Source organism: Acinetobacter tandoii DSM 14970 = CIP 107469 (assembly GCF_000400735.1).
GTDB classification, from domain to species: Bacteria; Pseudomonadota; Gammaproteobacteria; order Pseudomonadales; family Moraxellaceae; genus Acinetobacter; species Acinetobacter tandoii.
The window spans coordinates 74,876-99,135 of the sequence record NZ_KE007368.1 but is presented as its reverse complement, the minus strand read 5'-3'; the positions used below and the strand labels follow the sequence as shown (position 1 = coordinate 99,135).

The window sequence follows — 24,260 nt, the reverse complement described above, 5'->3', positions numbered from 1 at the left end:
GGAGTGTGTGCCATGAATTTGGCTGATCGTGATGGTTTTATTTGGCAAGATGGACAATTGGTTGATTGGCGTGAAGCGAAAGTTCACGTTTTAACGCATACTTTGCACTACAGTATGGGTGTCTTTGAAGGTGTGCGTGCTTACGAGACACCAAAAGGTACAGCGATTTTCCGTTTACAAGACCACACTAAGCGTTTGCTTAATTCTGCAAAAATTTATCAAATGAAAGTTCCATTTGATCAAGCGACGCTAGAACAAGCTCAAATTGATGTGGTTCGTGAAAATAAATTAGCATCTTGCTATTTACGTCCGTTAATCTGGATTGGTTCTGAAAAACTTGGTATTGCAGCGACGAACAACACGATTCATGCAGCAGTTGCAGCATGGGGTTGGGGTGCATATTTGGGTGAAGAAGCTATGGCGAAAGGGATTCGCGTAAAAACTTCTTCTTTCACGCATCACCATCCAAACGTGACGATGTGTAAAGCAAAAGCTTCGGGTAACTATACTTTATCGATTCTTGCTCACCAAGAAGTTGCACATTCTGGTTACGATGAAGCAATGTTAATGGATCCTCAAGGTTATGTTTGCCAAGGTTCTGGCGAAAATGTATTCCTTGTGAAAGATGGTGTGTTACATACCCCAGATATCGCTGGTGGTGCGCTTGATGGTATTACACGTCAAACTGTGATGACTATTGCCAAAGACTTGGGTTACCAAGTTGTAGAACGTCGTATTACTCGTGATGAATTCTATATTGCGGATGAAGCCTTCTTCACAGGCACTGCTGCTGAAGTTACTCCAATTCGCGAATATGATGACCGTCAAATTGGTTGTGGTGCACGTGGTCCAATTACAACTGAAATTCAAAAAACCTATTTTGATGCAGTTCAAGGTCGTAATGACAAATATGCACACTGGTTGACTTACGTAAACTAAGTTGATCGGTTAAGATCAAAAGGCGAGACTTCGGTTTCGCCTTTTTTATTGAAATTTTATCATGGTTTAAGTTTATGCATATTGTCTATGTTAGTGATGGAAAGGCGGGACACCGTTCACAAGCACTCGGCTTGTTTAAAGCTATACAAAGACAATCTTCAGAAACGGTCAGCTTTGAAGAAATTTCGATAGAAGATTTAGCTTTATTTTCACTTTTGCTCGGATTATTCCATAGATCAATTCCACGGTTGAAAACCTCACCAGATTTAATTATTGGAGTCGGTAGTCACCCACAATTACCTGTACTGTTGCTCGGAAAGATTTATAGGCAAGCAAAAACAGTCATTTTAATGAAACCGAATTACCCATTCGCTTGGTTTAATTTCAGTGTGATTCCAGAACATGATGGCATTCTAGCATCTGATCGGGTGATTGTGACCCAAGGGGCACTGAATCCGATTGTGAATGAACAGCGCCATCAATCAGGGCGGATTTTAATTGCATTGGGTGGTTCATCTAAGCGTCATCAATGGAATGAGGATAAAGTCTTTGCATCGATAGAACACATTGTGAAGCAACATTCCGAGAATGAAATTATTATTACAACTTCGCGTCGAACGCCTGAGCAGTTTGTTGAACGCTTGAATACATATCCTTTTTTACCTCATGTGCACTTTTTTCCTGTAGAACAGACGCCACAAGGTTGGATTTTTGAAGAAATGCAACAGGCAGAAGCTGTCTGGGTCACGGAAGACAGTGTCTCGATGATTTATGAGGCACTGACTGCAGGTTGTAGAGTTGGCGTGATTGCCATGGATCGGACCAAACAGGACCGTATTACGACATCGGTAGATGGATTATTAAGGAAAGGAATTATCTCGGAATCGCTCTTGTTAGCTCAGTTGCCTGAACCAAATGCTTTTAAAGAAGCAGAGCGTGTGGCAACATATCTTTTAGCTCAATAAGCAGAAGTTGCCTGTGATTTACTTATTTCTTGTTCTGTTCGTGATGGTGGTACTGTTTAGTTACAAGTTTGCGTGGTGGAAACCTGCAGTAGATTGGAAACGACCACGTGTGTTGATGTATCACATGGTACGAGAGCATATAGATGGGGCAAAATTTAATAAGCTAAGAGTTACACCTGAACAATTTGAGCAGCAAGTGGCATGGATGAGTGCACAAGGTTTTCATTTTGTTACGATGCAAGAATTACAACAGAATTGGGGGCAACACCCTGAAAAAACCGTAGCGATTACTTTTGATGATGGTTATTTGGATAACCTAGAAAATGCGTATCCGATTTTGGAGAACTATCAAGCCAAAGCCACCATTTATGTAGTGGTTGATCGTCATGATCGGGACTGGTCGACGTATAAAAAAGCACATCATAACAGTGGCGAATTGGCACGTGAGCTAAAGCTTAATGATGAACAAGTGAAGTTCTTGGCGAATAGTGGTTTGGTGGAAATTGGCTCGCATACCATGACCCATGCCAATTTAGATAAATTAAATGATGCTGAATGTCTAGCAGAATTAACCAAGTCTAAACAGCAGCTTGAACAATTAATTCAACAACCAGTGACCAGTTTTGCCTATCCTTTTGGGATTTATTCTGCACGTGATGTGGCGTTGGCCAAACAGGCTGGTTATCACAATGCGGTGACAACCGTTGAAGGAATTGATGGCGAGCAACCTGATTTTATGCAATTGCAACGTATTAAAATTAGTGGGAAAGATTCACTTTTTGCGGTGAAGCTAAGACTTAAATTAGGCAAGCGTGAGGGCTAAACATGAACATTACGCTTGTGATGGCCAGTGATGAAGAAGGTGGTTTAGAAAAGCATGTGTTAGAACTTGCTGAAGGGCTTGCAGAGTTTCACCAAGTTTCTTTAATTGCACATCAAAAATATCAAAGCCAATTGTCTAAGAAGGTCAATTTTGTTGTCTTTGATATGAGTGGTAGCCGCTATAATCCATGGACAAAATATCAACTAAAAAAAGTCATTCTGGCAACTCAGCCTGATATTTTACATGCGCATGCTTCTAAAACTGCGAAGCTGTTACAAGGTATGCTCAAACAGTTTAGTTTTCCAAGCGTGGTGACTGTTCACGGCAAAAAGAAAAGTAATCAGGCATATTTTGCATTTGATCACATGATTGCCGTGAGTCGTTCGGTTGCAGAGACTTTAAACCAACCGAATAAAACTACAGTTATTTATAACGGAACTAAAATTACTGTATCGCCAACACCTTTTCAGAAAAACCGAAAGTTTATTGCGATTGGGCGTTTGAATTCGGTGAAAGGTTTTGATCTGTTATTAGAGGCTTGGAAATATATTCCACATTCACTTTCAATTGTTGGAGAAGGTGAGGAACGGAGCAAGCTTGAACAACTGATTCAGCAGTATCAATTGTCTAATCGGGTTTCTTTGCTAGGCTATCGTTCAGACATTCATACGTTGATCAATGAACATGAAGCATTAATTGTTTCTTCATTGCGTGAGGGTGGTCCTTATACTTTGGCAGAAAGCCTATTATTGAATCGACCTGTATTGGGTACTGATGTTGGAATGATGGCAGAATTTGTTCCAGCGGAATTCTTATGTGAGGCAGGGAGCAGTAATGCTTTAAATACCTTACTTCAGCATTATTTACAAGTCGAAGCCCCTTTTATGGATTTCGCATCAGCGTATGCAATGGCGCAAGAACAGCTTACTTTTCAGAAAATGATTGAACATACCTTACAAATTTATCAATCTTTGCTTGTGTCATAAATGGGATTTAATATGAGCCAACAGCCGATTATTCTTGCACTTACCGATGGCAAAGCAGGTCATGAAACCCAGACACAGGGAATTGTACAGCTTTTAAATCAACAGCATACTTATCAAGTAGAATGGCTCAAACTTGAATTGCCTAGTAAATGGCAGTATCGAATATTGAAATTGTTGATGAAATTCAGCCCGAATACAGCATGGTTGACTGCATTTTTGTCCCGTGAGCAACTGGTCAACATCAAGCAGAAAAAAGTTGCTTATATTGTATCCGCTGGTGGAAATACACTTTTGGCCAATGCATTGCTTAAACTGGAACTATCTAAAACACAAGCTGTAAAAAATATTGTCGCTAGTTCTTTGCGTGGCATTAAGTCTTATTATTTTGATGTTGTGTTTACCATACAAGCTGAACAAGAAAATTTAGCACATTATTTATACTATCCGATTGCCCCAAATAAAATGTGTGCTTTGTCTTCGACTCAAATGCAGGCAAGAACAAAATTAGGTATTTCATCATCTGCTCAAGTCATAACGGTGTTGATTGGAGCGGATACCAAGACTGTTAGTATTGGTTCTGTAGAGGAATGGGGGGCTGTTCTGCAAAAAGTTCGTAGTGAATATCCTGAGGCATGTTTCTTGTTGACGACTTCCCGAAGAACATCAGTTGAGTTTGAACAAAGTTTGGCAGAGTTGTGTTATGCGCATGATATTTTGCAGACTAATGATCAGGTCACTTGGGTTGCACAAGGCCAACAGTGTGATATTAAAGATTATATTTTGGCGGCAGATTGGGTTTTATCGAGTGCAGATTCAACTTCGATGATGGCTGAAGTTGTTATGTCAGGTCAGCCATTAATCGTGTTTTCTGATGCGACTAAAATGCATGATGCTGCGATTCAGCAACAATTACAATTTCTGGAACAGCAAAAATGGATCACTTGTTATGATCTATCGAATTCCTTTCAGTTTAAACAAGCGCTACAGTTCCTTGAACCTAAAAATCATTCCAAGGCGATGGCGAGTGAACTGGAAAAAAGATTGAACTAACTTTTGGGGAAACTGGTTTTCTTTTGTAATATGACTACGATATTGCTGCATATTTGCAAATGAATCAGTAAATTTAAGTTTAAATCAATGATAAAATTTCCCACTAAGAATGTGGAGTCAAAAAATTCATTATGAAATTCTTAATTACTGGCGGTGCTGGTTTTATTGGGTCGGCAGTTGTTCGTCATATTATTCAAAATACTGAACATGAAGTATTAAATGTAGATAAATTAACTTATGCGGGAAATTTAGAATCTTTAATTTCTGTTGCTGATCATCCACGCTACCATTTTTCTCAAACTGATATTTGTGACCGAGCTGCATTAGACCAACTCTTTTCAGATTTTCAGCCTGATGTTGTAATGCATTTAGCAGCAGAATCGCATGTAGACCGCTCTATTTCTGGTCCTTTTGCTTTTATTGAAACCAATATTATTGGAACCTACCAGTTATTAGAGGCAAGTCGTTCTTATTGGGGTAGCCTAGCGGAAAAAGGTAAAGCGGCATTTCGATTCCATCACATTTCTACAGATGAAGTCTATGGAGATTTGGAAGGCACCACAGACTTATTTACAGAAACGACGTCATACTCACCGAGTTCACCTTATTCTGCCAGTAAGGCTAGTTCTGACCATTTAGTACGTGCATGGAATCGTACTTATGGATTGCCTGTCGTGGTGACGAATTGCTCGAATAATTATGGGCCATATCATTTCCCTGAAAAATTAATTCCATTAATGATTTTGAATGCACTACAAGGTAAAGCATTACCTGTTTATGGAAATGGTCAGCAAATTCGTGACTGGTTGTTCGTAGAAGACCATGCGCGTGCATTGTATGTTGTTGCGACGCAGGGAGTCGTCGGAGAGACTTATAATATTGGTGGACATAACGAAAAAGCCAACCTTGATGTAGTCCACGCCATTTGTCAATTGTTAGAAGAATTGGCACCGAATAAGCCTGAAGGAATTCAGTTTTATCAGGATTTGATCACTTATGTAAAAGATCGTCCTGGTCATGATGTCCGTTATGCAATTGATGCCTCAAAAATAAAAGCAGAGCTGGGCTGGGTACCAGAAGAATCTTTTGAAACGGGGCTAAGAAAAACGGTTGAATGGTACTTAAGCAATACCGAATGGGTACAGCACGTGCAAAGTGGTGAATACCAATCATGGTTAAGCACACAGTATCAAGGCTAGTTATGAAAATATTATTACTCGGGAAAAATGGGCAAGTAGGTTGGGAACTGCAACGTGCACTTGCTCCATTGGCAGAGGTGACTGCATTAGACCGTCATGGATTGAATGGTTATTCTGGTGATATGTCACAGCCGCAAGCGATTCGCGAGGCAATCATAGCAATTAAACCTGACGTGGTTGTTAATGCATCTGCTTATACAGCGGTGGATTTAGCAGAGTCGGAACCAGAATTAGCAGATTTAATTAATCATCGAACTGTTCAGGTGATTGCAGAGCTTTGTCAGGCCGAGCAGATTTTATTTGTGCATTATTCAACAGATTATGTTTTTTCAGGAGAAGGCAGCCAACCTTTTGATGAAGCAGATTCTGTTGCTCCATTGAATGTTTATGGCAAAACAAAAGCCTTGGGAGAGCAAGCGATTCTTGAAAGTGGTTGTGCTTACCTGATTTTTAGAACCTCTTGGGTTTACGCAACAAAAGGCAAGAATTTTTTGAAAACGATGCTCAATTTGGCTCAGCAAAGAGAAGAACTCTCAATTATTGATGATCAAATTGGTGCGCCGACTTCAGCCGAGTTAATTGCAGACATTACGGCACAAATTATTCCTAAAGTCTGGGTTGATAGGCAAAAGTCAGGAATTTATCACTTGGTTGCAAGCGGTGAAACGACTTGGTTTGGTTATGCCAATTTTATTTTTCAGCAAGCACATATTTTGGGAGAAGTGTTGAAGGTGGAAAAAGTGAATCCGATTCCGACATCGGCCTATCCAACACCTGCAATCCGTCCTCATAATTCACGAATGCATAATGCAAAATTACAAAACACGTTTGGGCTTGTCCTACCTCAATGGCAAGAAGGCGTGAAACGAACTTTAGCGGAGCTACTAAGTCAATGAGCTTAAAACGTAAAGGTATTATTTTAGCGGGCGGATCTGGTACCCGTTTACATCCAATTACCAAAGGTGTGTCAAAGCAACTTTTACCGATTTATGATAAACCCATGGTTTATTATCCGCTTTCAGTGTTAATGCTAGCAGGTATCCGTGAAATTTTATTAATTTCTACACCTGAAGATTTGCCTCAATATCAGAAATTATTAGGTGATGGTTCGCAATTTGGTATTGAGCTGAGTTATAAAGTCCAGCCATCTCCAGATGGGCTTGCTCAGGCATTTATCATTGGTGAAGAATTTATTGGGCAAGATAATGTTTGCTTAATCTTGGGCGACAATATTTATTATGGTCAAAGTTTTGGTAAACAATTAGAAGCTGCAAGCTCAAGAGAACAGGGCGCAACAGTTTTTGGTTATCATGTCACAGACCCAGAAAGATTTGGCGTGGTTGAGTTTGACCCAACGGGTAAAGTGCTAAGTATTGAAGAAAAACCGCTTAAGCCAAAATCTCCTTATGCAGTAACAGGACTTTATTTCTATGATAATCGTGTTATCGAGTTTGCTAAGCAAGTAAAACCTTCTGCCCGTGGTGAGCTTGAAATTACAGATATTAATAATGCTTATCTTAAGGATGGTTCACTGAATGTAGAGTTGTTGGGACGAGGTTTTGCATGGTTAGATACGGGGACGCATGAGTCGCTGCTTGAAGCGGGTCACTTTATTTATACCATCGAAAAGCGTCAGTCTTTGAAGGTTGCTTGTTTAGAAGAAATTGGTTTCCATCAAGGTTGGATCAGTTCTGAACAACTTTTAGAGAGTGCGACAGCATTACAAAAAACCGAATATGGTCAGTATCTGAAAAAGATTTGGGAAGAAGCAAATGCAGGTTGAAACCACGAAAATTGAAGGCTTATTGATTCTTCAGCCCAATGTTTTTGGGGATGATCGTGGTTGGTTTATGGAAAGCTTTAATCAACAACAATTTGCACAAGCCTTAGAAAAATTGCAGCAAGCTGTTCCGACTTTTGTACAAGACAATCATTCGTTTTCACAAAAAGGCGTATTACGCGGTTTACACTATCAAAATGCACCCTATGGACAAGGGAAATTAGTCCGTGTAGTGCAAGGGCGAGCTTGGGATGCTGCAGTGGATATTCGTCCAGATTCAGCAACCTATGGACAATGGGTTGGCGTGGAGCTGAGTGCAGAAAATAAAACCATGTTTTGGATTCCTGAAGGCTTTGCACATGGTTTTTTAGCGTTGGAAGATAATACGCAGTTTTTGTACAAAACCACAAACTACTACAATAAAGAAAGTGAAGGCGCGATTATTTGGAATGATCCGACACTTGCAATTGAGTGGCCTTTATATGAAATTGAAAACGTGTTGGTGAGTGATAAAGATAATCAAGCCAACTTATTTAAATAAAGAAAAGGAGCAATAGCTCCTTTTCTTTATTTTGGCTTATTCAATATAGTTTTATAAGGTGCGACTAAGGCAACTGAAAGAATGAACTGCATACACAACTTTAGAATAAAAAAAGGTGCAACATAAAAAGGAAGGGTGCGTAAAGCAATTATGCTGCTTGGAATAATCCGATCATAATAGCGACGTCGAATAGCTAAAGAGGCATTTTTGCGCAGTTCTTTAGATAAAGACTTTCTATTCTTTAAATAGATTTTATTTGCTCGTGGTTGTTGCTTTCTATAGTGATCAAAAAAGGCATTCATGCTTTCCCGAAATAGAATGACTTGCCGACGTACCTCAAAGTGATCTTTCTTTTTCTTAGCTTGGGCAATAACACTGGTATCGTGATAACGGAAATAATTTAAACATTCTGCCGTATAGAAAATATCACCTTGAGAGATGATTTTAGTCCAGATTTCCCAGTCGCCAATAAATCTTAAGCTTGGGTTGGCACCGCCAACATCAAGATAAGTTTGCTTTTTAAATAATACACCACTGGCATTCGGAACAGTATTTTGTGTATTTAGGAAATGATCAATATATTCAAGCCCAGACATTTCAAAATCATTTGCGAATAAGATTGGATCAACAGCATCAGTAAAGTCTTTCCAAGATCCAGTGACTTTACCTTGTGCATTCATTCGATGCGACTGACTATATGCTAGAACCAAATTGGGATTTTGAATGAAATGTGAGACGAGTTTTTCTAAAAAAGTCGCTTCGGCTACATCATCTGATTCTGCAATCCAAATTAACTCACCTTTGGCAAGGCTCATGCCTTTATTCCATTGGTGAAAGGTAGAACCAGAGTTTTTTTTATTAATAATACAGTGTGATACCTTTGGATGGTTCTTATATTTATTCAGGATTTCTGCACTATTATCAGGTGATAAATCATCTAAAAGAATAACTTCAAACGCTGTATAAGTTTGTTTGAGAATACTTTCGATTCTTTCTTCTAAATATTGTGCATGATTATAACTAGGGACAATAACGCTCACTAACACGGAGAGAAAAACCTTTTAATTTAATTTGGAAATCAATTGCTAGGATAATAATTCAATAATTGCATCTAACCTATTTTGATAAGTATGGCTTTGTTGAACTTTATTCATCGCATCTAAAGGATTAATAACAGAATTATTCAGTTTGTTTTGTAGTTCGGAAGGTTCTGTAAAACAAATGATTTCATTTTGGACATCGAATACAAATTCAAGATCCTTTACATACTCACTGACCAGAATACATCCGCAAGCAGGGGCTTCAAAACAGCGCATATTCATTCCTTGGCGGATGTTGGTTTTATTGATGACATTCAATACATAACGATGCTGTCGATATAAATCGGCAACTTCTAATAAACTAATATTCTGCGGGTGAATTGTACTATCTGCTTTATTTAGCTTATCCCAACCTTTACCATAAATCGTCATAGGTAAGGGAATTTGTTCCAAGAGATGTTGACGATCTGGAGACCACGCACCTACAAATAATAATCGGTCATTTTTTTCAGTTGTTGAATGAAAGAAAATATCTGGATTATAAGCCAAGGGTAAATACGTGGTTTGAGTGAGTCCAAGTTTCGCAGCATCATCTAGGAAACTTGAGTCCGTGAAGCAATATAGATCAATAATATCTTTAGATCGGAGTAATCGATGATCGAAGAAATCACCAATCCAATGTGCGATTTTGCCTGAATATTCAGAAAAAACCTTTAATAAAAATTCATTAAAATAAAATAAATCTGCAATTAGAATCAGGTCTGGCTGAAATTGCTGAATCTTTTTTTTCAATAAATTCGCAGTATAACGGTCTTTATTTGGCAGAACTTTCTTTAAAAATCGTTCCGTACTATTGTTGTGATTAAGTGCAAATCCTTGGATTTGAAAAGGGGAGTCTGGCTTTTGAATGGCTAACAGGTTTTCATACCATTGTAGAATTCCGCCACGTTTTCCAATAACAAGGATTTTATACTCAGACATCATTCGCGATCCGGATTGCCTTTAAGCACCATGTAAATCAAACCGACAAAAATCGCAAAGGCGCCACCTAAACTACTTACGCAGAAATATAAAATACGGTCAGAGGTGTCTAGGTTAAATAAACCATTGGCAAGAATATAGCGCATGAATAACCACTGGACGATTGCAAAAACAATTACCACAAGACCACGACGGCGGACTTCAGGACGCATAGCCATAAGCTTGCTCATCTATCATCATAAAAACTGCGGGCTATTATGCCACTGCTCAGATTTGATCTCAAATGAATAAAAGTAATCAGCTCAATGCGATACAAATTTATATAAATTTGGGCTTTTATTTTATAATCCAGACATATTCTTAAAGCATGTCAGATCGTGGGTTGTCTGCGGTAAACATTGACATTGCCATAACAATTCCTGAAGCGTTTGTATGACCAGATATACTGTTCGGGCGCGAGTTGAATCATCTCTTGCATTGCCAGATTTAAGCTATCCACAGATTGTTGTAAATCTTTGGAAAGAATTGTTTGAGGCAATTCGGTGCAATATACATCAAAACTGGATAATTCAGGATTACGGATACAGCTTAAGCCAATGACATTGCATTGCGTCTTGACCGCCATTTTCGAAACCAATGTTGCCGATAGTGTATTTTGCTGGAAAAAATGTGAATAAATTCCGCCAGAAGCTTTGGGTAAATGATCAGGTAAAACGACAGTCAAACCACCTTGCTTTAGATGTTTAAAAATTTGACGTATTCCTGTTTCATCTGTTGGTACCAAGGTAGCGTTAAATTTCTGTCGGGCATTTAAAATATACTGATTCACACCTTTTATTTTGTCAGGTTTGTACATGATCATGGGTTGCGTATAAATATTTAACCAAGCATTTAACAGTTCCCAACAACCAAAGTGAGGAACGACCACAATCACGCCCTTTTGATTGACTAAAGCCTTTTCTAAGAGCTCTGCACCATGAATATTCTTGAGTAAGTTGAAGTTGTATTGCGGTGACATTCCCCAGCATTTTACAAATTCGATATAGGTCATGCATTGGCTTTGAATGCTGAGACGAAGACGCTTTTGTAAGGCTTGTTCATTTAATTCAGGATATGCCAATCGGAGATTAATCGCTGTAATTCGTTTGATGGAGGAGTTTGTCTGAAAGAGTAGATAGGCAACCCAAAGTGCGATTCTTTGTAAAAATGACAAAGGTAAAATTGCGATAAATTTAAGCAGGAAATAAATAGCCATATTTTGACTCAAGAATCTTTTTATCAGAAAGGATGAGAGAAAATTTTGCAAAGAGACTTAAAAATCTAAGATAGATAGAATCAAAAAAAGATGAGCATCTTAAGAACAAAATGAATTTTTGAATAGAATAATTAAGGCAAGAACTGTTGCAACAGAATATAGGCTATCGTTGCTTACTCTAAGCGGGATGAAAGAAAAGTTCAAAAGAAAATTTAAAGAATAGTTAGTAAAGATGTAATTTTCAAAAATGTGATTGATTGGAATATTTGAGCATAAAAAACCCTGCACGAGTGCAGGGTTCTGGGTGAAGTTAAAGATTATGCTTCTTTCGCTTCAGCTTTTTGTTTTTCACGTAAACGAATACCTAAGTCACGCAATTGGTTTGCTTCAACTGGTGCAGGTGCTTGCGTCAATGGACATTCAGCAGTCTTCGTTTTCGGGAATGCAATCACATCACGAATAGAAGATGCGCCTGTCATTAACATGATCAAACGGTCAAGACCAAATGCTAAACCACCGTGTGGAGGCGCGCCATAACGCAATGCATTCAATAAGAAACTGAATTTCTCTTCTGCTTCTTCTTCGCCAATACCTAATGCTTCAAAAATTGCTTTTTGCATTTCTAAAGTATAAATACGGAGTGAACCACCACCGATTTCAGTACCATTGAGTACCATGTCGTAAGCAACAGAAAGTGCAGCACCTGGATTGTTCTTCACTTCTTCAACACTTGATTTTGGTAGTGTGAATGGGTGATGCACAGAGGTCCATTTGCCATCATCAGTTTCTTCAAACATTGGGAAGTCAACCACCCAAAGTGGCGCCCACTCGCAAGTTGCAAGTTTCATGTCATGACCAATTTTCACACGAAGTGCGCCCATTGCATCATTTACAACTTTTGCTTTGTCTGCACCAAAGAACACGATGTCGCCATTTTCAGCACCAACACGTTTTAACAAATCAAGCACGATTGGCTCGATGAATTTAACGATTGGAGATTGAAGACCTTCGATGCCTTTTTCAAGTTCGTTGACTTTGATGTAAGCCAAACCTTTCGCACCGTAGATGCCAACGAATTTAGTGTATTCATCAATTGCACTACGTGGAAGAGAACCTGCACCTGGAACGCGTAAAGCTACAATACGACCTTTAGGATCTTTAGCAGGACCTGCGAATACTTTGAACTCAACGTCTTGCATTAAGTCTACAACATCAACCAATTTCAATGGAATACGCATATCTGGTTTATCAGAAGCATAATCACGCATTGCATCGGCATAAGTCATACGTTCAAATTTATCGAATTTCACATTCAATAATTCATTGAACATTTTAACCGTTAAGCCTTCCATTAAATCCATGATGTCATCGTCACTCATGAACGATGTTTCAACGTCGATTTGGGTAAATTCAGGCTGACGATCTGCACGTAAATCTTCGTCACGGAAACATTTCGCGATTTGGTAGTAACGATCAATACCACCTACCATCAATAACTGTTTGAACAATTGTGGGGATTGTGGAAGTGCATAGAAGCTACCATTTGAAACACGGCTTGGGACTAAATAGTCACGTGCACCTTCTGGGGTCGCACGGGTCAAGATTGGTGTTTCAACATCAAGGAAACCATGATCTTCAAAGTAATTACGAATTAAGTTTGTAACTTTAGAACGGAAACGTAAACGCTCTAACATTTCTGGACGACGGATGTCCAAGAAACGATATTTCAAACGAATTTCTTCTGAAATATTGGTATTTTCGTCATTTAATGGGAATGGCGGAGTTTCAGATTGAGCAAGAACTTCAATTTCTTTACCTAAAACTTCGATTTGACCGCTCACCATATTGGCATTTTCTGTGCCTTCATAACGGCGACGTACACGACCTGTAATTTTTAATACGAATTCTGAACGTGCTTTGTCCGCAGTTGCAAATGCTTCAGGGGTATCTGGATCAATAACGACTTGAACTAAACCATCACGGTCACGCATGTCGAGGAAGATAACACCACCGTGGTCACGGCGACGATGTACCCAACCGCAAAGGGTTACTGTTTCATCAATTTGGGCTTCGGTTAAAGAACCGCAGTAATGAGTTCGCATCATAGCGTATAAAATCCAACTATATGGGTTAAGGAAGCGTATACGTAAACAGCGTACCGCTCGTAAAGGAAGGATTATGCCTCGTTGAGGATTTTGTCACAAGGACTAGATCCAAATTCCTCTGTATTTCATGACTTTTCGGCGCAAAATTTAGGGACAAGTTGTTATTCAAAATACTGTTTTTGATCGAAGAACATAAAAACAAGACAGCCTGTGCTGAAGATGACTAAAGCGGCTTGACTAAATTCATTGATGCTTCGTCCTGTAAAATAGTACAGATTGGAGACCCAGATATCATAGGAAAAATAACGAGCGTAATCCCAAACAGAATAAATGCCACTCAGCAATGTTAAGCCAAGTAAACTCCATGCATAGCGTTTAATCTTGCTTGATACAGGTGAGGGTTGTCGGAACTGTTGAAAATAATGAATACACATCCAAACAAGAATGGGCAATGCCACGATGGATGTGCCAATTTGAAGCACACGATGCACAGGAAAACGCTGTCCGAAGAGGGAAATACTTTGACTCAGGAAATCCCGAAAGGCAAAGGTTCTGAAGTCGACATGAGTCAGTCCATCCCAAACGAGATGGGTACTTACCCCAACCAAAATGCTAATGACAACCCCTATAACAAAACCCATGCGAGTTTTGAATTGTGTGAGCCGTAATGGATCTTGTAATCCCATAAAACGATATAGCACAGGTCGATAAATGAAATACCACAACAGACAAAAAATCAGTCCAATTACTAAATTTGGATAAATTAAAGCATTCCAGAGATGGGTTTTTCCGCCATCTTGTTGGGTAAAAAGCCGAATTAGATCAGGTGTCATACAGCCAATGGCTAGGGCAGCAGTGGGTAAATACCCTTTGCTGAGCTTGGCAAGAGGTGGTGCGAGAACGGCATGAGACAGAGTAAAGGGCATGAAATCTGGTTAATCCCATAATTCGAAATAAGGCGATAAAATGGATATTGCGCTAAAAACAGGATAAAGAACTTAGCTGGTAGATTCTGTTTTTTATTGCAAAAAAATAGTAATGTTATATTATAACAATTAATAGCTTTCACCAGACCAAACTCGACTCATGTTATTTCATAAGAATTTACTTTCCGTTGCGATTCTTGCGGTAATCGCGCCTTCCGCATTTGCACAAGATGATGAATCTACGCAAAAACTAGACACCATTCAAGTCACAGCACATCCTTTGGTACAGACTGCTGTAGATTATTCGGCTGCCGATAATGTCATTAAAAGTGATCAGTTGGTACAAGGTGGCACCACCATAGGTGAAGCACTAAGTAATCAGGTCGGGGTCTATTCCAATCAGTTTGGTCCAGGTGCTAGTCGCCCCGTGATTCGAGGGCAAGATGCAGCACGTGTAAAAGTCTTGGCGAATGCCTCTGAAACTATGGATGTATCGACTTTATCGCCAGATCATGCAGTGACCGTAGATCCTACTTTGGCCAAGCAAATTGAAATTGTACGTGGTCCGTCAACCTTATTGTACGGGGCTGGAAATGTAGGTGGTTTGGTCAATGTCACGGACAATAAGATTCCCACCCAGATGCCAGAGAACGGCTATGAAGGAAAACTTGGTGTACGTTACAACACGGGCAACGATGAAAAGTTAGCTACAGCAGGGGTAACAGTTGGTTTGGGTGATCAAGTTGCATTACGTGTTGAAGGCCTGAAACGCGATGCAAATAATTATATTGCCCCAGATTATGTTCATGAAGGTGAAAAAGAACGTCGCGTAGATAACACTTTTGCGGAGTCTCAAAATGTGACTTTAGGACTGTCATGGATTTATGATCGTGGTTTTACGGGAGTTTCTTATACCAATCGTCAAGATCAATATGGATTGCCAGGTCATAATCATGAATATGAAAGCTGTGAAGCACATTTAGCAGGACAACCGCATTTACACTGTGGTGAGCACGATCATGACCATGAAGCAGATACACATGAGGCACATGATCATAGTCATGCGGGACCTTGGGTAGATCTAAAATCCGAGCGTTATGATTTTAGAAGTGAGTTGGCAGACCCATTTGCAGGCTTCCAAAAACTACGTGTGCAAGCGAGTTATACCGATTATCAACATGATGAAATTGAAGAAGGTCAAGCTGCCACAACCTTTAAAAGTGAAGGTTATGACACGCGTTTAGAATTGCTGCATAACCCGATTGGGGCATGGGAAGGGGTAATTGGCACTCAGTTTGGTCGCCAAAAACTCGATATTACTGGAGAAGAAGCGTTATTTGCAGGGCCAAGTACCACAGATAAATGGAGCTTATTTGCTTTAGAGCATCGTCAATGGAACGATGTGCATTTTGAACTGGCAGCACGTTTGGATCAGCAAAGTATTGATATTGATTCGCCACAAAAAGATTATGATGATCATGCATTTTCTTATTCTGGTGCAGCGAACTGGGCATTTGCACCGAATTATAAATTGTCTTTGGTGGCCTCCCATCAAGAACGTTTACCGATGGCGCAGGAGCTGTATTCACAAGGTAAGCATCTGGCAACCAATACCTATGAGTTGGGCAATGAAAATTTAGCTGTTGAGAAATCGAATAACCTTGAATTGGGTTTCCATTACGATACTGATCGACTGAACTATCATGTTCATGTGTTCCATAACTGGTTTGATGATTATATTTATGCCCAAACGCTGGATCGTTATGAAGATTTTCGTTTAATTCAGTATACGCAAGATAAAGCACGTTTTTATGGTGCTGAAGGGGAAATCTCCTATCAACTGTCGCCAATCTATACTGCCACGTTATTTGGTGACTATGTACGTGGAAAAATTGATGCTGAAGGGGATGCACCACGTGTTCCTGGTGGCCGTTTAGGAACACGTTTTGACGCCGATTTTGGTGATGGTTTCTCAGGAACTGCGGAATATTACCGTGCCTTCAAGCAAGACAAAATTGCAGTCTATGAAACAGAAACTGATGGCTACAATATGGTAAATCTGGGTTTAGCTTATGCCGCCCGCCTTTCGGATAAAACAGATTATCGTGTTTATGCCAAAGTCAATAACCTGTTAGATGAAACTGTATATAACCATGCGTCATTCTTATCGACACTTCCACAAATGGGGCGCAACTTCACTGTTGGGTTGGAGTTTGGTTTCTAAGAAGCCATCAGCTTTTTGAATGGATTCAAGGTGATGTCACACAAAGTCACTTGAAAAATGTGTTAAGAAAACCTAGCCTGAACCTATTGGGTTAGGTTTTTTCTTATGCGTATTTTTCGAAAAATTCATCATAAATTAAATTGGACACCGCGGCGTTATGTTGCGGTCATTGTTAGTTTCTTGGCACTGGGCTATTTGGCTTCAGGGATTTATCACACACTAAAGCCGTTACCTGAAGGTCTAAATTACACAGGAAAATTACGGCATGCCCAAGTGAAGTTTTTAGCGGATCAAACGTATTTAACCCGTGATGGTAAACAGCAGCAACAGCATGTCATTTTTAAAGAAATGCTAAAAATGATTGATGAAGCCCAAACCACCATCGTATTGGATATGTTTTTATTCAATAAAGAGGTGGGTGAGTCAAAACTGCAACAGCAAGCTCTAACCCAACAATTAACCGATGCCTTAATTTCGAAACGCCGCCAGTATCCTCATATTGAAATTAAATTGATTACCGATCCCATTAATTCAGTTTATGGTGGCGTAGCACCTGAACATTATCGTCAACTGCGTCAGGCAGGGATTGATGTGATCGAAACTGATTTGCGTCCACTACGGGCATCAAATCCTACTTGGTCAGGTTTCTGGTATTTGTGCTGTCAAAATGCAGGCAGTAATCCTGAAAAAGGTTGGTTGCCAAATCCATTTGGTAAAGAACCCATTACCTTACGCAGTTATTTTAATTTGTTTAATTTTAAAGCCAATCATCGTAAAACTTTGGTGGTGGATACTGCACAGGGGTGGAAGGCTTTGGTTACTTCGATGAACCCACATGATGGCAGTTCACGACACTCTAATGTCGGTTTAGTGGTGACAGGCAATACCGCGATCGATATTTTAAAGACTGAGCAAGCGGTAGGTCGAATGTCTGGTGGTGATATGCCTGTAATTATTCTGGGTGAGTTTGAAGCTGCGAAAACAGAGCCTCAAGTGCAAGTCTTGACGGAACAAGCAATTTTAGATGCGACGTTAAACTTAATTACGACTGCAAAAAAACAAGATCAGATTGATTTGGCAATGTTCTATTTATCTGAACGACAAATTATTCAAGCCCTCATTGCAGCACAAGAACGTGGTGTGCAACTGCGGGTTTTACTTGACCCGAATAAAGATGCTTTTGGACGTCAAAAAAATGGCATTCCAAACCGTCAGGTAGCGTCTGAGTTACATGCGGCAGGCATACCCGTGCGCTGGTGTAATACTCAAGGTGAACAATGCCACAGTAAGATGATTGTGAAGCGTAGTGGCAATAGCAGTGAGATGATTTTAGGTTCAGCCAATTTTACCGCGCGAAATATTAAAAATTATAATTTAGAGACAGACTTACGTGTCTTGGGTTCGACTCAGACTCAAGTGTTCCAAGATGCGAATCAGTACTTTAATACGGCATGGTCAAATCTCGAGGGGAAACAAATGAGTGTGGACTATACCCAGTATGCGGATGACTCAAAATTGAAATATGCGTTGTATCGTTTTATGGAATGGAGTGGTTTATCAACGTTTTAATTTTTAATCCCAGCTCACCTCCCTTTAATCAATAAAGGGAGGAGATTCCTGATTTGGATCAAGAATTGAGAGAAACTATTGTTTATATCTGAGGATTTGGTGGAATGATTTGATCCAGCTCTTTGTCGGTCATATTGTCTAATTCATGTAGATCAGTTTTGATTTTCCATTGTGTTTCATCTTCGACAGGCTGTGGTAAACGCGCTTCAAGCCAGTCACAAACCACATCGGGTGGAAAATCTGGGTGATTACATTGGATGACCCAAGATAGAAATTTTTTTGCTTCACCATTCATATAAGGCGGAGGTGAAACTGGAAGAAATTGCGTTGGTAAACGCTCATGGGTCGAAATGTAATTCAGTACATGCCCCAGTTCTTGTACGGTTTGCCATGCTAGCGGGTGGTCGATATTAATCTGGAATTTAAACCACCACGCATGTTGACCATCCGTTCCATAAGAATCGATAAACTCTTGTTGCACACTTGGAACTTTAGAGAAAAATTGATGCAGTCGTTCAAAGCTTAATTCCGCCACAATGTTCAGCCTAATCCATGAAAAGGCTTATATTAGCATAAAGTGTGAAAAGCAAAATCGAGAATAGGTGAATGTAATAGCGCTACAAATCTTTGCGCAGCCTTCTATTTGTATGCATGTTTGGGGAAAGAATTAGGTTAAAATATCAACAAAGAACATTGGAAATAGCAGATGAAAGTAAAGTTCTATTTTGCATGTGGGATGATCATCTTGATGCTGAGTTCTAGCTATGCTTCAGCAGATGCCAATGGCTGGTCAAATTATCAGGGCACCAGTACAAAACGCCCGAATTATCGACCTTATCCACCGCAACCCCCATATCCGGATCGACCTTACCCGAATCGACCCTATCCGCCGCATTATCATCGTCCGCCAAATTGGGACCGACCACAAGCCAATGTCAGTATTAATTTACAGGCACCTACTTATACTCAATACAATCATCAAAGTACCAGTTATGTTTTTGGTGATGCCAATTCGCGCATTGAAAGTTCAAATTATCGGATTATCAATGATTGGCAACGTTTAGGGTTACCTGAACCACCACAAAATATGTACTGGATCTTTGAAAATGGTCGCTATGTATTAGTTCCAAGATAAAAAAGCTTCCCAACTTTCGATTTGAACTCAGCCACAGAGGTCATGCTCGAAAGTGGGCAAGCTAGATTTAAAAGATTTAATTAAGCCAATTCATCATCTTCTGGACGTGGAGTTTTACCTAGCGGTAAGGGTTTATCATGATGTTTATCGCGTATGACGGAAGGGAACGTCCATGATGCATAACGCACAATTAAAATGGCTAGCGCAAGAATCAAAATTGAACCTGTAATAATCACCAAGTCCATATCGGCTTTATGATCGTGTTGAATATCTGAAATCAAAAGACGGGTGAGTGCGGTAATTGCCACATAAATCAGAAAGCGGACAGGCATATGATTGGTTTTAAAATAAATCCCAACCATGGCACCCAATTCCAAATAGATAAATAACAACAGAATATCGTCAATGGTGGCGTATTGTTTAACGGTAAGAATTTCAATGACGGTATGCACGGCTGACCATGCCACCATACAGCCAATAATAAATAAGGCAATATAATGAAAGCTTTCAACCGCTAAATTACCTAATCGGTCGAGGAGGGTTTCAATTTTAACCACTTTAGGATCTCGTTCAGACATCTTTACCTCCTATTATTTGAAATAACAACTTATTCAATCATAAGCAAATTTCATGCACATGAACATTAGGGCATAAAAAAACGCCTGACAGAGCAGGCGTTTTTTTATACTTAACGATTATGCTTGGCTAGTGAAGTAATCTTCGCTGAAGTTCATGATTAAATCAGAACCTGCTTTTACTTTAGCAATACGCATGTCTAATTCTGGAAGAATACGTTGTGCGAAGTATTGAGCAAGCGCTAATTTGTTTTGGAAGAATTCGCCATCTTTATCTTTTGCTGCATTGGCAATACGAGCAAACATGTAAGCGAAGCTTAATAAACCAACCGCGTGTAAGTAGTCAACCGCTGCTGCATTTGGGAATTCTACATTTTCTGCGGCTTGAGCAAGTACGAATTGAGTCAAATCAGCTACTTCTGTCGCGGCATCTAAAGTGGCATCTTTAATGAAGTTTAAGTCTGCATCTAAACCGTTGGCGAAATCACGAATTTCTTCGATGTATTCTGCAACGTAGGCGCCGTTACACTTAATAGTTTTACGACCAATCAAGTCTTGAGATTGAACGCCATTTGTTCCTTCGTAAATCTGTGCAATACGTAGGTCACGAACACATTGTTCCATACCCCATTCACGAATATAACCATGACCACCGAAGCACATTTGAGCATCAAGCGTTGCTTGGAATGCAGTATCGGTTAAGTAAGCTTTTGCAATTGGTGTCAAAAGTGCAACGCGGTCGTTGGCTTTTTTCACTGCTTCAGCATCGGTCGAGAATTTGGTGATGTCTAACTGTTGACCCACATACACTGCAAATGCACGCGATGCTTCATTGTTCGCACGTACGTTTAACAACATACGACGTACATCACCATGCACTAAAATGCTGTCTGCTGGTTTGTTTGGAGATTTCACACCAGACGCGCTACGACCTTGTAAACGATCTGTCGCATATTGTGCTGCATTTTGGTAGGCAAATTCAGAAGCACCAAGACCTTGAATACCCATTGATAAACGTTCGTAGTTCATCATCACGAACATCGCTGCAAGCCCTTCGTTTTCTTTACCCACGAGGTAGCCTTTTGCACCGTCAAAGTTCATGACGCAAGTTGCTGAAGCTTTGATTCCCATTTTATGTTCGATTGAACCAGGTCCTGCGGCGTTACGCTCACCTACTGAACCATCTTCGTTCACAAGAAATTTTGGTACGATGAATAATGAAATACCACGTGAACCCGCAGGTGCATCTGGAGTTTTCGCCAATACCAAGTGAATGATGTTTTCAGCTAAGTCATGGTCACCGCCCGTAATGAAGATTTTCGTACCCGTGATGTTGTAAGTACCATCTTGGTTTGGTTCAGCTTTAGTTTTGATAATCCCTAAATCTGTTCCTGAGTGTGGTTCAGTTAAGCACATGGTGCCTGACCATTCCCCAGAGTAGATTTTAGGTAAATAGGTTTCTTTTTGCTCTTGAGATGCATAGCTGTTTAACGCCATACCTGCACCCACCGAAAGTAATGGGTAAAGCATGAAAGACGGGTTGGTTGCGAACAGCATTTCGTCAGAAAGTACAGTCAGCATTTTTGGCATGCCTTGGCCGCCCCATTCTTCTTCTGCACCTAAACCAATCCAACCACCTTGAGCATATTGTTGGAACGCTTCTTTGAAACCAGCAGGTGTCGTCACTGCGCCATTGTTATAAGTTGCACCTTCTTCATCACCTGTACGGTTCAGTGGAAGCGTTACATTTTGCGCAAATTTCGCCATCTCTTCTAAAATAGCTTCTGCAGTCGCTGCATCTAAATGCGCTAGATTTTCGTTCGACTGCCAGAATTGTTCTGCGTTAAAAACATCATTTAAGATGAATTTCATATCTGCAAGCGGTGCATTATAAATTGGCATAGTTAGTTCACCTTTGTTGTATACATCATGTGCCGAGTGTGGAATAACACGCGATCACACGTATTATTGATAGAATTAAATTTAGCATTGATTACATAAAAAAAGGACCGTCAAAACCGACCAGTCCTTTTTTTTCAAATTAACATTGCAAGCAACATTAAAGTGTGATTAGAACGCGAAGTGTTCCGCATCTAATGACATTAATGGCTCTACACCACCTGCAATCACGTCAACGTGTGAACGAACGCGTGGTAAGATTTTCTTGAAGTAGAAGCGAGCAGTGGTCACTTTAGCGTTGTAGAAATCTACATCAGTTGTACCAGCAGCAAGGGTTTGCTGTGCAACCAACGCCATTTGAGCCCATAGGTAAGCCAGCGTTACATAACCAGAGAAGTACAGGTAATCAACCGCGGCAGCACCCACTTCTTCTGGGTTTTGCATTGCGCGCATACCAATTTGCATGGTGAGGTCGCCCCATTCTTTGTTGAGAGCAGCCAGTGGCTCAACAAATTCTTTCATTGTTGCATTGTCTTTGTTGGCTTCGCAGAATTTGTGAATCATCTTGGTGAAGTCTTTCAACATTGCACCTTGAGTACCCAAAACTTTACGACCTAACAAGTCCAAAGCTTGAATTTCCGTCGTACCTTCGTATAGGCATGAAATACGGGTATCACGAACAATTTGTTCCATACCATGTTCAGAAATAAAGCCGTGACCACCAAACACTTGTACGCCGTGTTTTGCAGACTCAGAACCTGTTTCAGTTAAGAAAGCTTTTGCAATCGGGGTAAGCAACGACAAAATATTGTCAGAGTTTTTACGCTCTTCTTCAGTTGCACCTTGCTCAACGATATCGGCATGGAAAGACAACAAGTAAACCAATGCACGACCTGCTTCAGCAAAAGATTTTTGCGTTAACAACATGTTGCGTACAGCTGGGTGAACAATAATTGGATCAGCTTCTTTTTCAGGTGCTTTAGGGCCAGAAAGTGAACGCATTGCTAAACGGTCTTTCGCGTATGCGAGCGCACCTTGGAATGAACCTTCAGATGCAGCAAGACCTTGAACCGCTGTACCGATACGTGCTGTGTTCATGAAGGTAAACATACAGTTTAGACCACGGTTTTCAGGTCCAATCAAGTAACCTTTTGCGTTGTCAAAGTTGATCACACAGGTCGCGTTACCATGAATACCCATTTTGTGTTCAATTGAACCACAACGCACTGCATTACGCTCACCCACAGTACCATCAGCATTTAAGTTGAATTTTGGTACGATGAATAATGAAATACCTTTAGTGCCTTTTGGTGCACCTGGAAGGCGTGCAAGCACGATGTGAATAATGTTCTCTGCCATGTCATGCTCACCAGCAGAGATAAAGATTTTTTCGCCAGTAATTGCATAGCTACCGTCAGCATTTGGTTCAGCTTTGGTACGGATAATACCAAGGTCAGAACCTGCATGAGATTCTGTTAAGCACATCGTACCTGTCCAAACACCTGATACAAGGTTTGGTAAGTAAGTATCTTTTTGTTCTGGTGAACCGTGGTGTTCTAAAGTACGTACTGCACCGTGAGAAAGACCAGGATACATACCCCAAGCCCAGTTTGCAGTACCGACCATTTCAGAGATTACGTTCGCCAAAGAAACAGGTAAACCTTGACCACCGTATTGTTCTTCAGCAGAAAGAGAAGGGAAGCCTAACTCGATATATTTTTGGTACGCTTCTTTAAAACCAGTCGGTGTAGTCACCACACCATCATTCCAAGTACAACCTTCGCGGTCGCCACTTTGGTTGATTGGAGACAATTCATTTTCACAGAAATCAGCCGCGGCTTCTAAATATTGGTCAACCAATTCACGGCTTACGGTTTCTTGGAAAGCAGGAAGTTTTGCATAATGTTGTTCAGCATTTAGTAATTCATGCAAAACGAACTGCATATCACGTAAGGGCGCTTTGTATTGTGGCATGTCGGTTTTCCTCAATACTGGTTTTAACCAGCGTTATAATCCTAATAAACATGGTGACGTGCCTTCAATGACACGTTTTTAAGTACAAGTTAATCGTGCAACATCTTGTTATAAGGTACAAGCACTTGCCCCCCATTTCTTAGTGACTGTAAAGTCAAAAAAAGGTGGCTTGAATTTTCTAAGTACATTGAGTGTAAACGTTTTTATGTTTTTTTTAATGATACAAATAGTCAAAAAACGTAAAAAGTTATGTCCTCCATTTAGGCATAAAAAAAGACGCTTGCGGCGTCTTTT

22 protein-coding genes are annotated in these 24,260 nt (G+C 40.1%); 12 read left to right on the top strand and 10 right to left on the bottom strand.

Annotated features, from left to right (window positions below; genetic code table 11):
- Nucleotides 1–12 precede the first annotated feature (12 nt).
- The 9 genes from I593_RS13835 (at nt 13) to rfbC (ending at nt 8,283) form a co-directional block, all read left to right on the top strand.
- Nucleotides 13–939, top strand: a complete 927-nt coding sequence (locus I593_RS13835; RefSeq protein WP_016168208.1) for a branched-chain amino acid transaminase — start codon at nt 13–15, stop codon at nt 937–939.
- A gap of 74 nt (nt 940–1,013) precedes the next feature.
- Complete coding sequence (locus I593_RS13830) at nt 1,014–1,904, top strand: mitochondrial fission ELM1 family protein (RefSeq protein WP_016168207.1); 891 nt, start codon at nt 1,014–1,016, stop codon at nt 1,902–1,904.
- Nucleotides 1,905–1,947: 43 nt separating this feature from the next.
- Nucleotides 1,948–2,727 carry a polysaccharide deacetylase family protein gene (locus I593_RS13825; RefSeq protein ID WP_016168206.1) on the top strand — a complete coding sequence of 260 codons (780 nt, stop codon included), beginning with the start codon at nt 1,948–1,950 and terminating at the stop codon, nt 2,725–2,727.
- A gap of 2 nt (nt 2,728–2,729) precedes the next feature.
- On the top strand, nt 2,730–3,713 hold the full coding sequence (locus tag I593_RS13820; protein ID WP_016168205.1) for a glycosyltransferase: 984 nt from the start codon (nt 2,730–2,732) through the stop codon (nt 3,711–3,713).
- Nucleotides 3,714–3,725: 12 nt separating this feature from the next.
- Nucleotides 3,726–4,763: an ELM1/GtrOC1 family putative glycosyltransferase gene (locus I593_RS13815; RefSeq protein ID WP_016168204.1), complete on the top strand. Its 1,038-nt coding sequence runs from the start codon at nt 3,726–3,728 to the stop codon at nt 4,761–4,763.
- A gap of 131 nt (nt 4,764–4,894) precedes the next feature.
- Nucleotides 4,895–5,962, top strand: a complete 1,068-nt coding sequence (gene rfbB, locus I593_RS13810; protein ID WP_016168203.1) for a dTDP-glucose 4,6-dehydratase — start codon at nt 4,895–4,897, stop codon at nt 5,960–5,962.
- Between the two features lie 2 nt (nt 5,963–5,964).
- A complete protein-coding gene (gene rfbD, locus I593_RS13805) occupies nt 5,965–6,858 on the top strand; it encodes a dTDP-4-dehydrorhamnose reductase (RefSeq protein WP_016168202.1) in 894 nt (297 codons plus the stop codon).
- The gene (gene rfbA, locus I593_RS13800; RefSeq protein WP_016168201.1) at nt 6,855–7,745 is read left to right on the top strand and encodes a glucose-1-phosphate thymidylyltransferase RfbA; all 891 of its coding nucleotides are present in this window, start codon (nt 6,855–6,857) and stop codon (nt 7,743–7,745) included. The genes rfbD and rfbA overlap by 4 nt, the downstream gene beginning before the upstream one ends.
- Nucleotides 7,735–8,283: a dTDP-4-dehydrorhamnose 3,5-epimerase gene (rfbC, locus tag I593_RS13795; RefSeq protein ID WP_016168200.1), complete on the top strand. Its 549-nt coding sequence runs from the start codon at nt 7,735–7,737 to the stop codon at nt 8,281–8,283. Before rfbA ends, rfbC begins: the two co-directional genes overlap by 11 nt.
- 26 nt (nt 8,284–8,309) lie before the next feature.
- Here the strand turns inward: rfbC and I593_RS13790 are convergent, their stop codons facing one another.
- The 6 genes from I593_RS13790 to I593_RS13765 all read right to left on the bottom strand — a co-directional run bounded on the left by I593_RS13790 (nt 8,310) and on the right by I593_RS13765 (nt 14,590).
- The gene (locus I593_RS13790; protein ID WP_016168199.1) at nt 8,310–9,329 is read right to left on the bottom strand and encodes a glycosyltransferase; all 1,020 of its coding nucleotides are present in this window, start codon (nt 9,327–9,329) and stop codon (nt 8,310–8,312) included.
- Nucleotides 9,330–9,368: 39 nt separating this feature from the next.
- Nucleotides 9,369–10,304 carry a CgeB family protein gene (locus tag I593_RS13785; protein ID WP_026440908.1) on the bottom strand — a complete coding sequence of 312 codons (936 nt, stop codon included), beginning with the start codon at nt 10,302–10,304 and terminating at the stop codon, nt 9,369–9,371.
- Nucleotides 10,304–10,522, bottom strand: coding sequence for a hypothetical protein (locus I593_RS13780; RefSeq protein ID WP_016168197.1), 219 nt, complete (start codon nt 10,520–10,522; stop codon nt 10,304–10,306). The genes I593_RS13785 and I593_RS13780 overlap by 1 nt, the downstream gene beginning before the upstream one ends.
- A gap of 152 nt (nt 10,523–10,674) precedes the next feature.
- Nucleotides 10,675–11,559, bottom strand: coding sequence for a lysophospholipid acyltransferase family protein (locus I593_RS13775; RefSeq protein ID WP_016168196.1), 885 nt, complete (start codon nt 11,557–11,559; stop codon nt 10,675–10,677).
- 317 nt (nt 11,560–11,876) lie between these two features.
- Nucleotides 11,877–13,664: an aspartate--tRNA ligase gene (gene aspS / locus I593_RS13770; RefSeq protein ID WP_016168195.1), complete on the bottom strand. Its 1,788-nt coding sequence runs from the start codon at nt 13,662–13,664 to the stop codon at nt 11,877–11,879.
- Between the two features lie 161 nt (nt 13,665–13,825).
- Complete coding sequence (locus I593_RS13765) at nt 13,826–14,590, bottom strand: DUF4184 family protein (RefSeq protein WP_016168194.1); 765 nt, start codon at nt 14,588–14,590, stop codon at nt 13,826–13,828.
- A 160-nt stretch (nt 14,591–14,750) separates the two neighbouring features.
- On the opposite strand from I593_RS13765, the gene znuD reads away from it, so the two are divergent.
- Nucleotides 14,751–16,814 carry a zinc piracy TonB-dependent receptor ZnuD gene (gene znuD / locus I593_RS13760; RefSeq protein WP_016168193.1) on the top strand — a complete coding sequence of 688 codons (2,064 nt, stop codon included), beginning with the start codon at nt 14,751–14,753 and terminating at the stop codon, nt 16,812–16,814.
- Nucleotides 16,815–16,919: 105 nt separating this feature from the next.
- Nucleotides 16,920–18,383 carry a phospholipase D family protein gene (locus tag I593_RS13755; RefSeq protein WP_016168192.1) on the top strand — a complete coding sequence of 488 codons (1,464 nt, stop codon included), beginning with the start codon at nt 16,920–16,922 and terminating at the stop codon, nt 18,381–18,383.
- Nucleotides 18,384–18,465: 82 nt separating this feature from the next.
- Here the strand turns inward: I593_RS13755 and I593_RS13750 are convergent, their stop codons facing one another.
- Nucleotides 18,466–18,918, bottom strand: a complete 453-nt coding sequence (locus tag I593_RS13750) for a hypothetical protein (RefSeq protein ID WP_016168191.1) — start codon at nt 18,916–18,918, stop codon at nt 18,466–18,468.
- A gap of 171 nt (nt 18,919–19,089) precedes the next feature.
- Between I593_RS13750 and I593_RS13745 the strand changes: the two genes are divergently transcribed.
- Nucleotides 19,090–19,518 carry an RcnB family protein gene (locus I593_RS13745; RefSeq protein WP_016168190.1) on the top strand — a complete coding sequence of 143 codons (429 nt, stop codon included), beginning with the start codon at nt 19,090–19,092 and terminating at the stop codon, nt 19,516–19,518.
- A gap of 80 nt (nt 19,519–19,598) precedes the next feature.
- Here I593_RS13745 and I593_RS13740 read toward each other — a convergent pair whose 3' ends face one another.
- From I593_RS13740 to I593_RS13730, 3 genes are all read right to left on the bottom strand, one after another.
- The gene (locus I593_RS13740; RefSeq protein WP_016168189.1) at nt 19,599–20,096 is read right to left on the bottom strand and encodes a phosphate-starvation-inducible protein PsiE; all 498 of its coding nucleotides are present in this window, start codon (nt 20,094–20,096) and stop codon (nt 19,599–19,601) included.
- 117 nt (nt 20,097–20,213) lie between these two features.
- Nucleotides 20,214–21,995, bottom strand: a complete 1,782-nt coding sequence (locus tag I593_RS13735; RefSeq protein WP_016168188.1) for an acyl-CoA dehydrogenase C-terminal domain-containing protein — start codon at nt 21,993–21,995, stop codon at nt 20,214–20,216.
- A gap of 168 nt (nt 21,996–22,163) precedes the next feature.
- A complete protein-coding gene (locus I593_RS13730) occupies nt 22,164–23,966 on the bottom strand; it encodes an acyl-CoA dehydrogenase C-terminal domain-containing protein (RefSeq protein WP_016168187.1) in 1,803 nt (600 codons plus the stop codon).
- Nucleotides 23,967–24,260 lie beyond the last annotated feature (294 nt).

Coding starts and splice junctions, on each gene's coding strand:
- I593_RS13820 (WP_016168205.1), top strand. CDS start 2,730: ATGAACATTACGCTTGTGATGGCCAGTGATGAAGAAGGTGGTTTAGAA.
- I593_RS13735 (WP_016168188.1), bottom strand. CDS start 21,995: ATGCCAATTTATAATGCACCGCTTGCAGATATGAAATTCATCTTAAAT.
- I593_RS13745 (WP_016168190.1), top strand. CDS start 19,090: ATGAAAGTAAAGTTCTATTTTGCATGTGGGATGATCATCTTGATGCTG.
- I593_RS13740 (WP_016168189.1), bottom strand. CDS start 20,096: ATGTCTGAACGAGATCCTAAAGTGGTTAAAATTGAAACCCTCCTCGAC.
- I593_RS13815 (WP_016168204.1), top strand. CDS start 3,726: ATGAGCCAACAGCCGATTATTCTTGCACTTACCGATGGCAAAGCAGGT.
- I593_RS13830 (WP_016168207.1), top strand. CDS start 1,014: ATGCATATTGTCTATGTTAGTGATGGAAAGGCGGGACACCGTTCACAA.
- I593_RS13785 (WP_026440908.1), bottom strand. CDS start 10,304: ATGTCTGAGTATAAAATCCTTGTTATTGGAAAACGTGGCGGAATTCTA.
- I593_RS13780 (WP_016168197.1), bottom strand. CDS start 10,522: ATGGCTATGCGTCCTGAAGTCCGCCGTCGTGGTCTTGTGGTAATTGTT.
- I593_RS13730 (WP_016168187.1), bottom strand. CDS start 23,966: ATGCCACAATACAAAGCGCCCTTACGTGATATGCAGTTCGTTTTGCAT.
- I593_RS13775 (WP_016168196.1), bottom strand. CDS start 11,559: ATGGCTATTTATTTCCTGCTTAAATTTATCGCAATTTTACCTTTGTCA.
- rfbA (WP_016168201.1), top strand. CDS start 6,855: ATGAGCTTAAAACGTAAAGGTATTATTTTAGCGGGCGGATCTGGTACC.
- I593_RS13765 (WP_016168194.1), bottom strand. CDS start 14,590: ATGCCCTTTACTCTGTCTCATGCCGTTCTCGCACCACCTCTTGCCAAG.
- rfbD (WP_016168202.1), top strand. CDS start 5,965: ATGAAAATATTATTACTCGGGAAAAATGGGCAAGTAGGTTGGGAACTG.
- rfbB (WP_016168203.1), top strand. CDS start 4,895: ATGAAATTCTTAATTACTGGCGGTGCTGGTTTTATTGGGTCGGCAGTT.
- rfbC (WP_016168200.1), top strand. CDS start 7,735: ATGCAGGTTGAAACCACGAAAATTGAAGGCTTATTGATTCTTCAGCCC.
- I593_RS13825 (WP_016168206.1), top strand. CDS start 1,948: ATGGTGGTACTGTTTAGTTACAAGTTTGCGTGGTGGAAACCTGCAGTA.
- aspS (WP_016168195.1), bottom strand. CDS start 13,664: ATGATGCGAACTCATTACTGCGGTTCTTTAACCGAAGCCCAAATTGAT.
- I593_RS13755 (WP_016168192.1), top strand. CDS start 16,920: ATGCGTATTTTTCGAAAAATTCATCATAAATTAAATTGGACACCGCGG.
- I593_RS13835 (WP_016168208.1), top strand. CDS start 13: ATGAATTTGGCTGATCGTGATGGTTTTATTTGGCAAGATGGACAATTG.
- znuD (WP_016168193.1), top strand. CDS start 14,751: ATGTTATTTCATAAGAATTTACTTTCCGTTGCGATTCTTGCGGTAATC.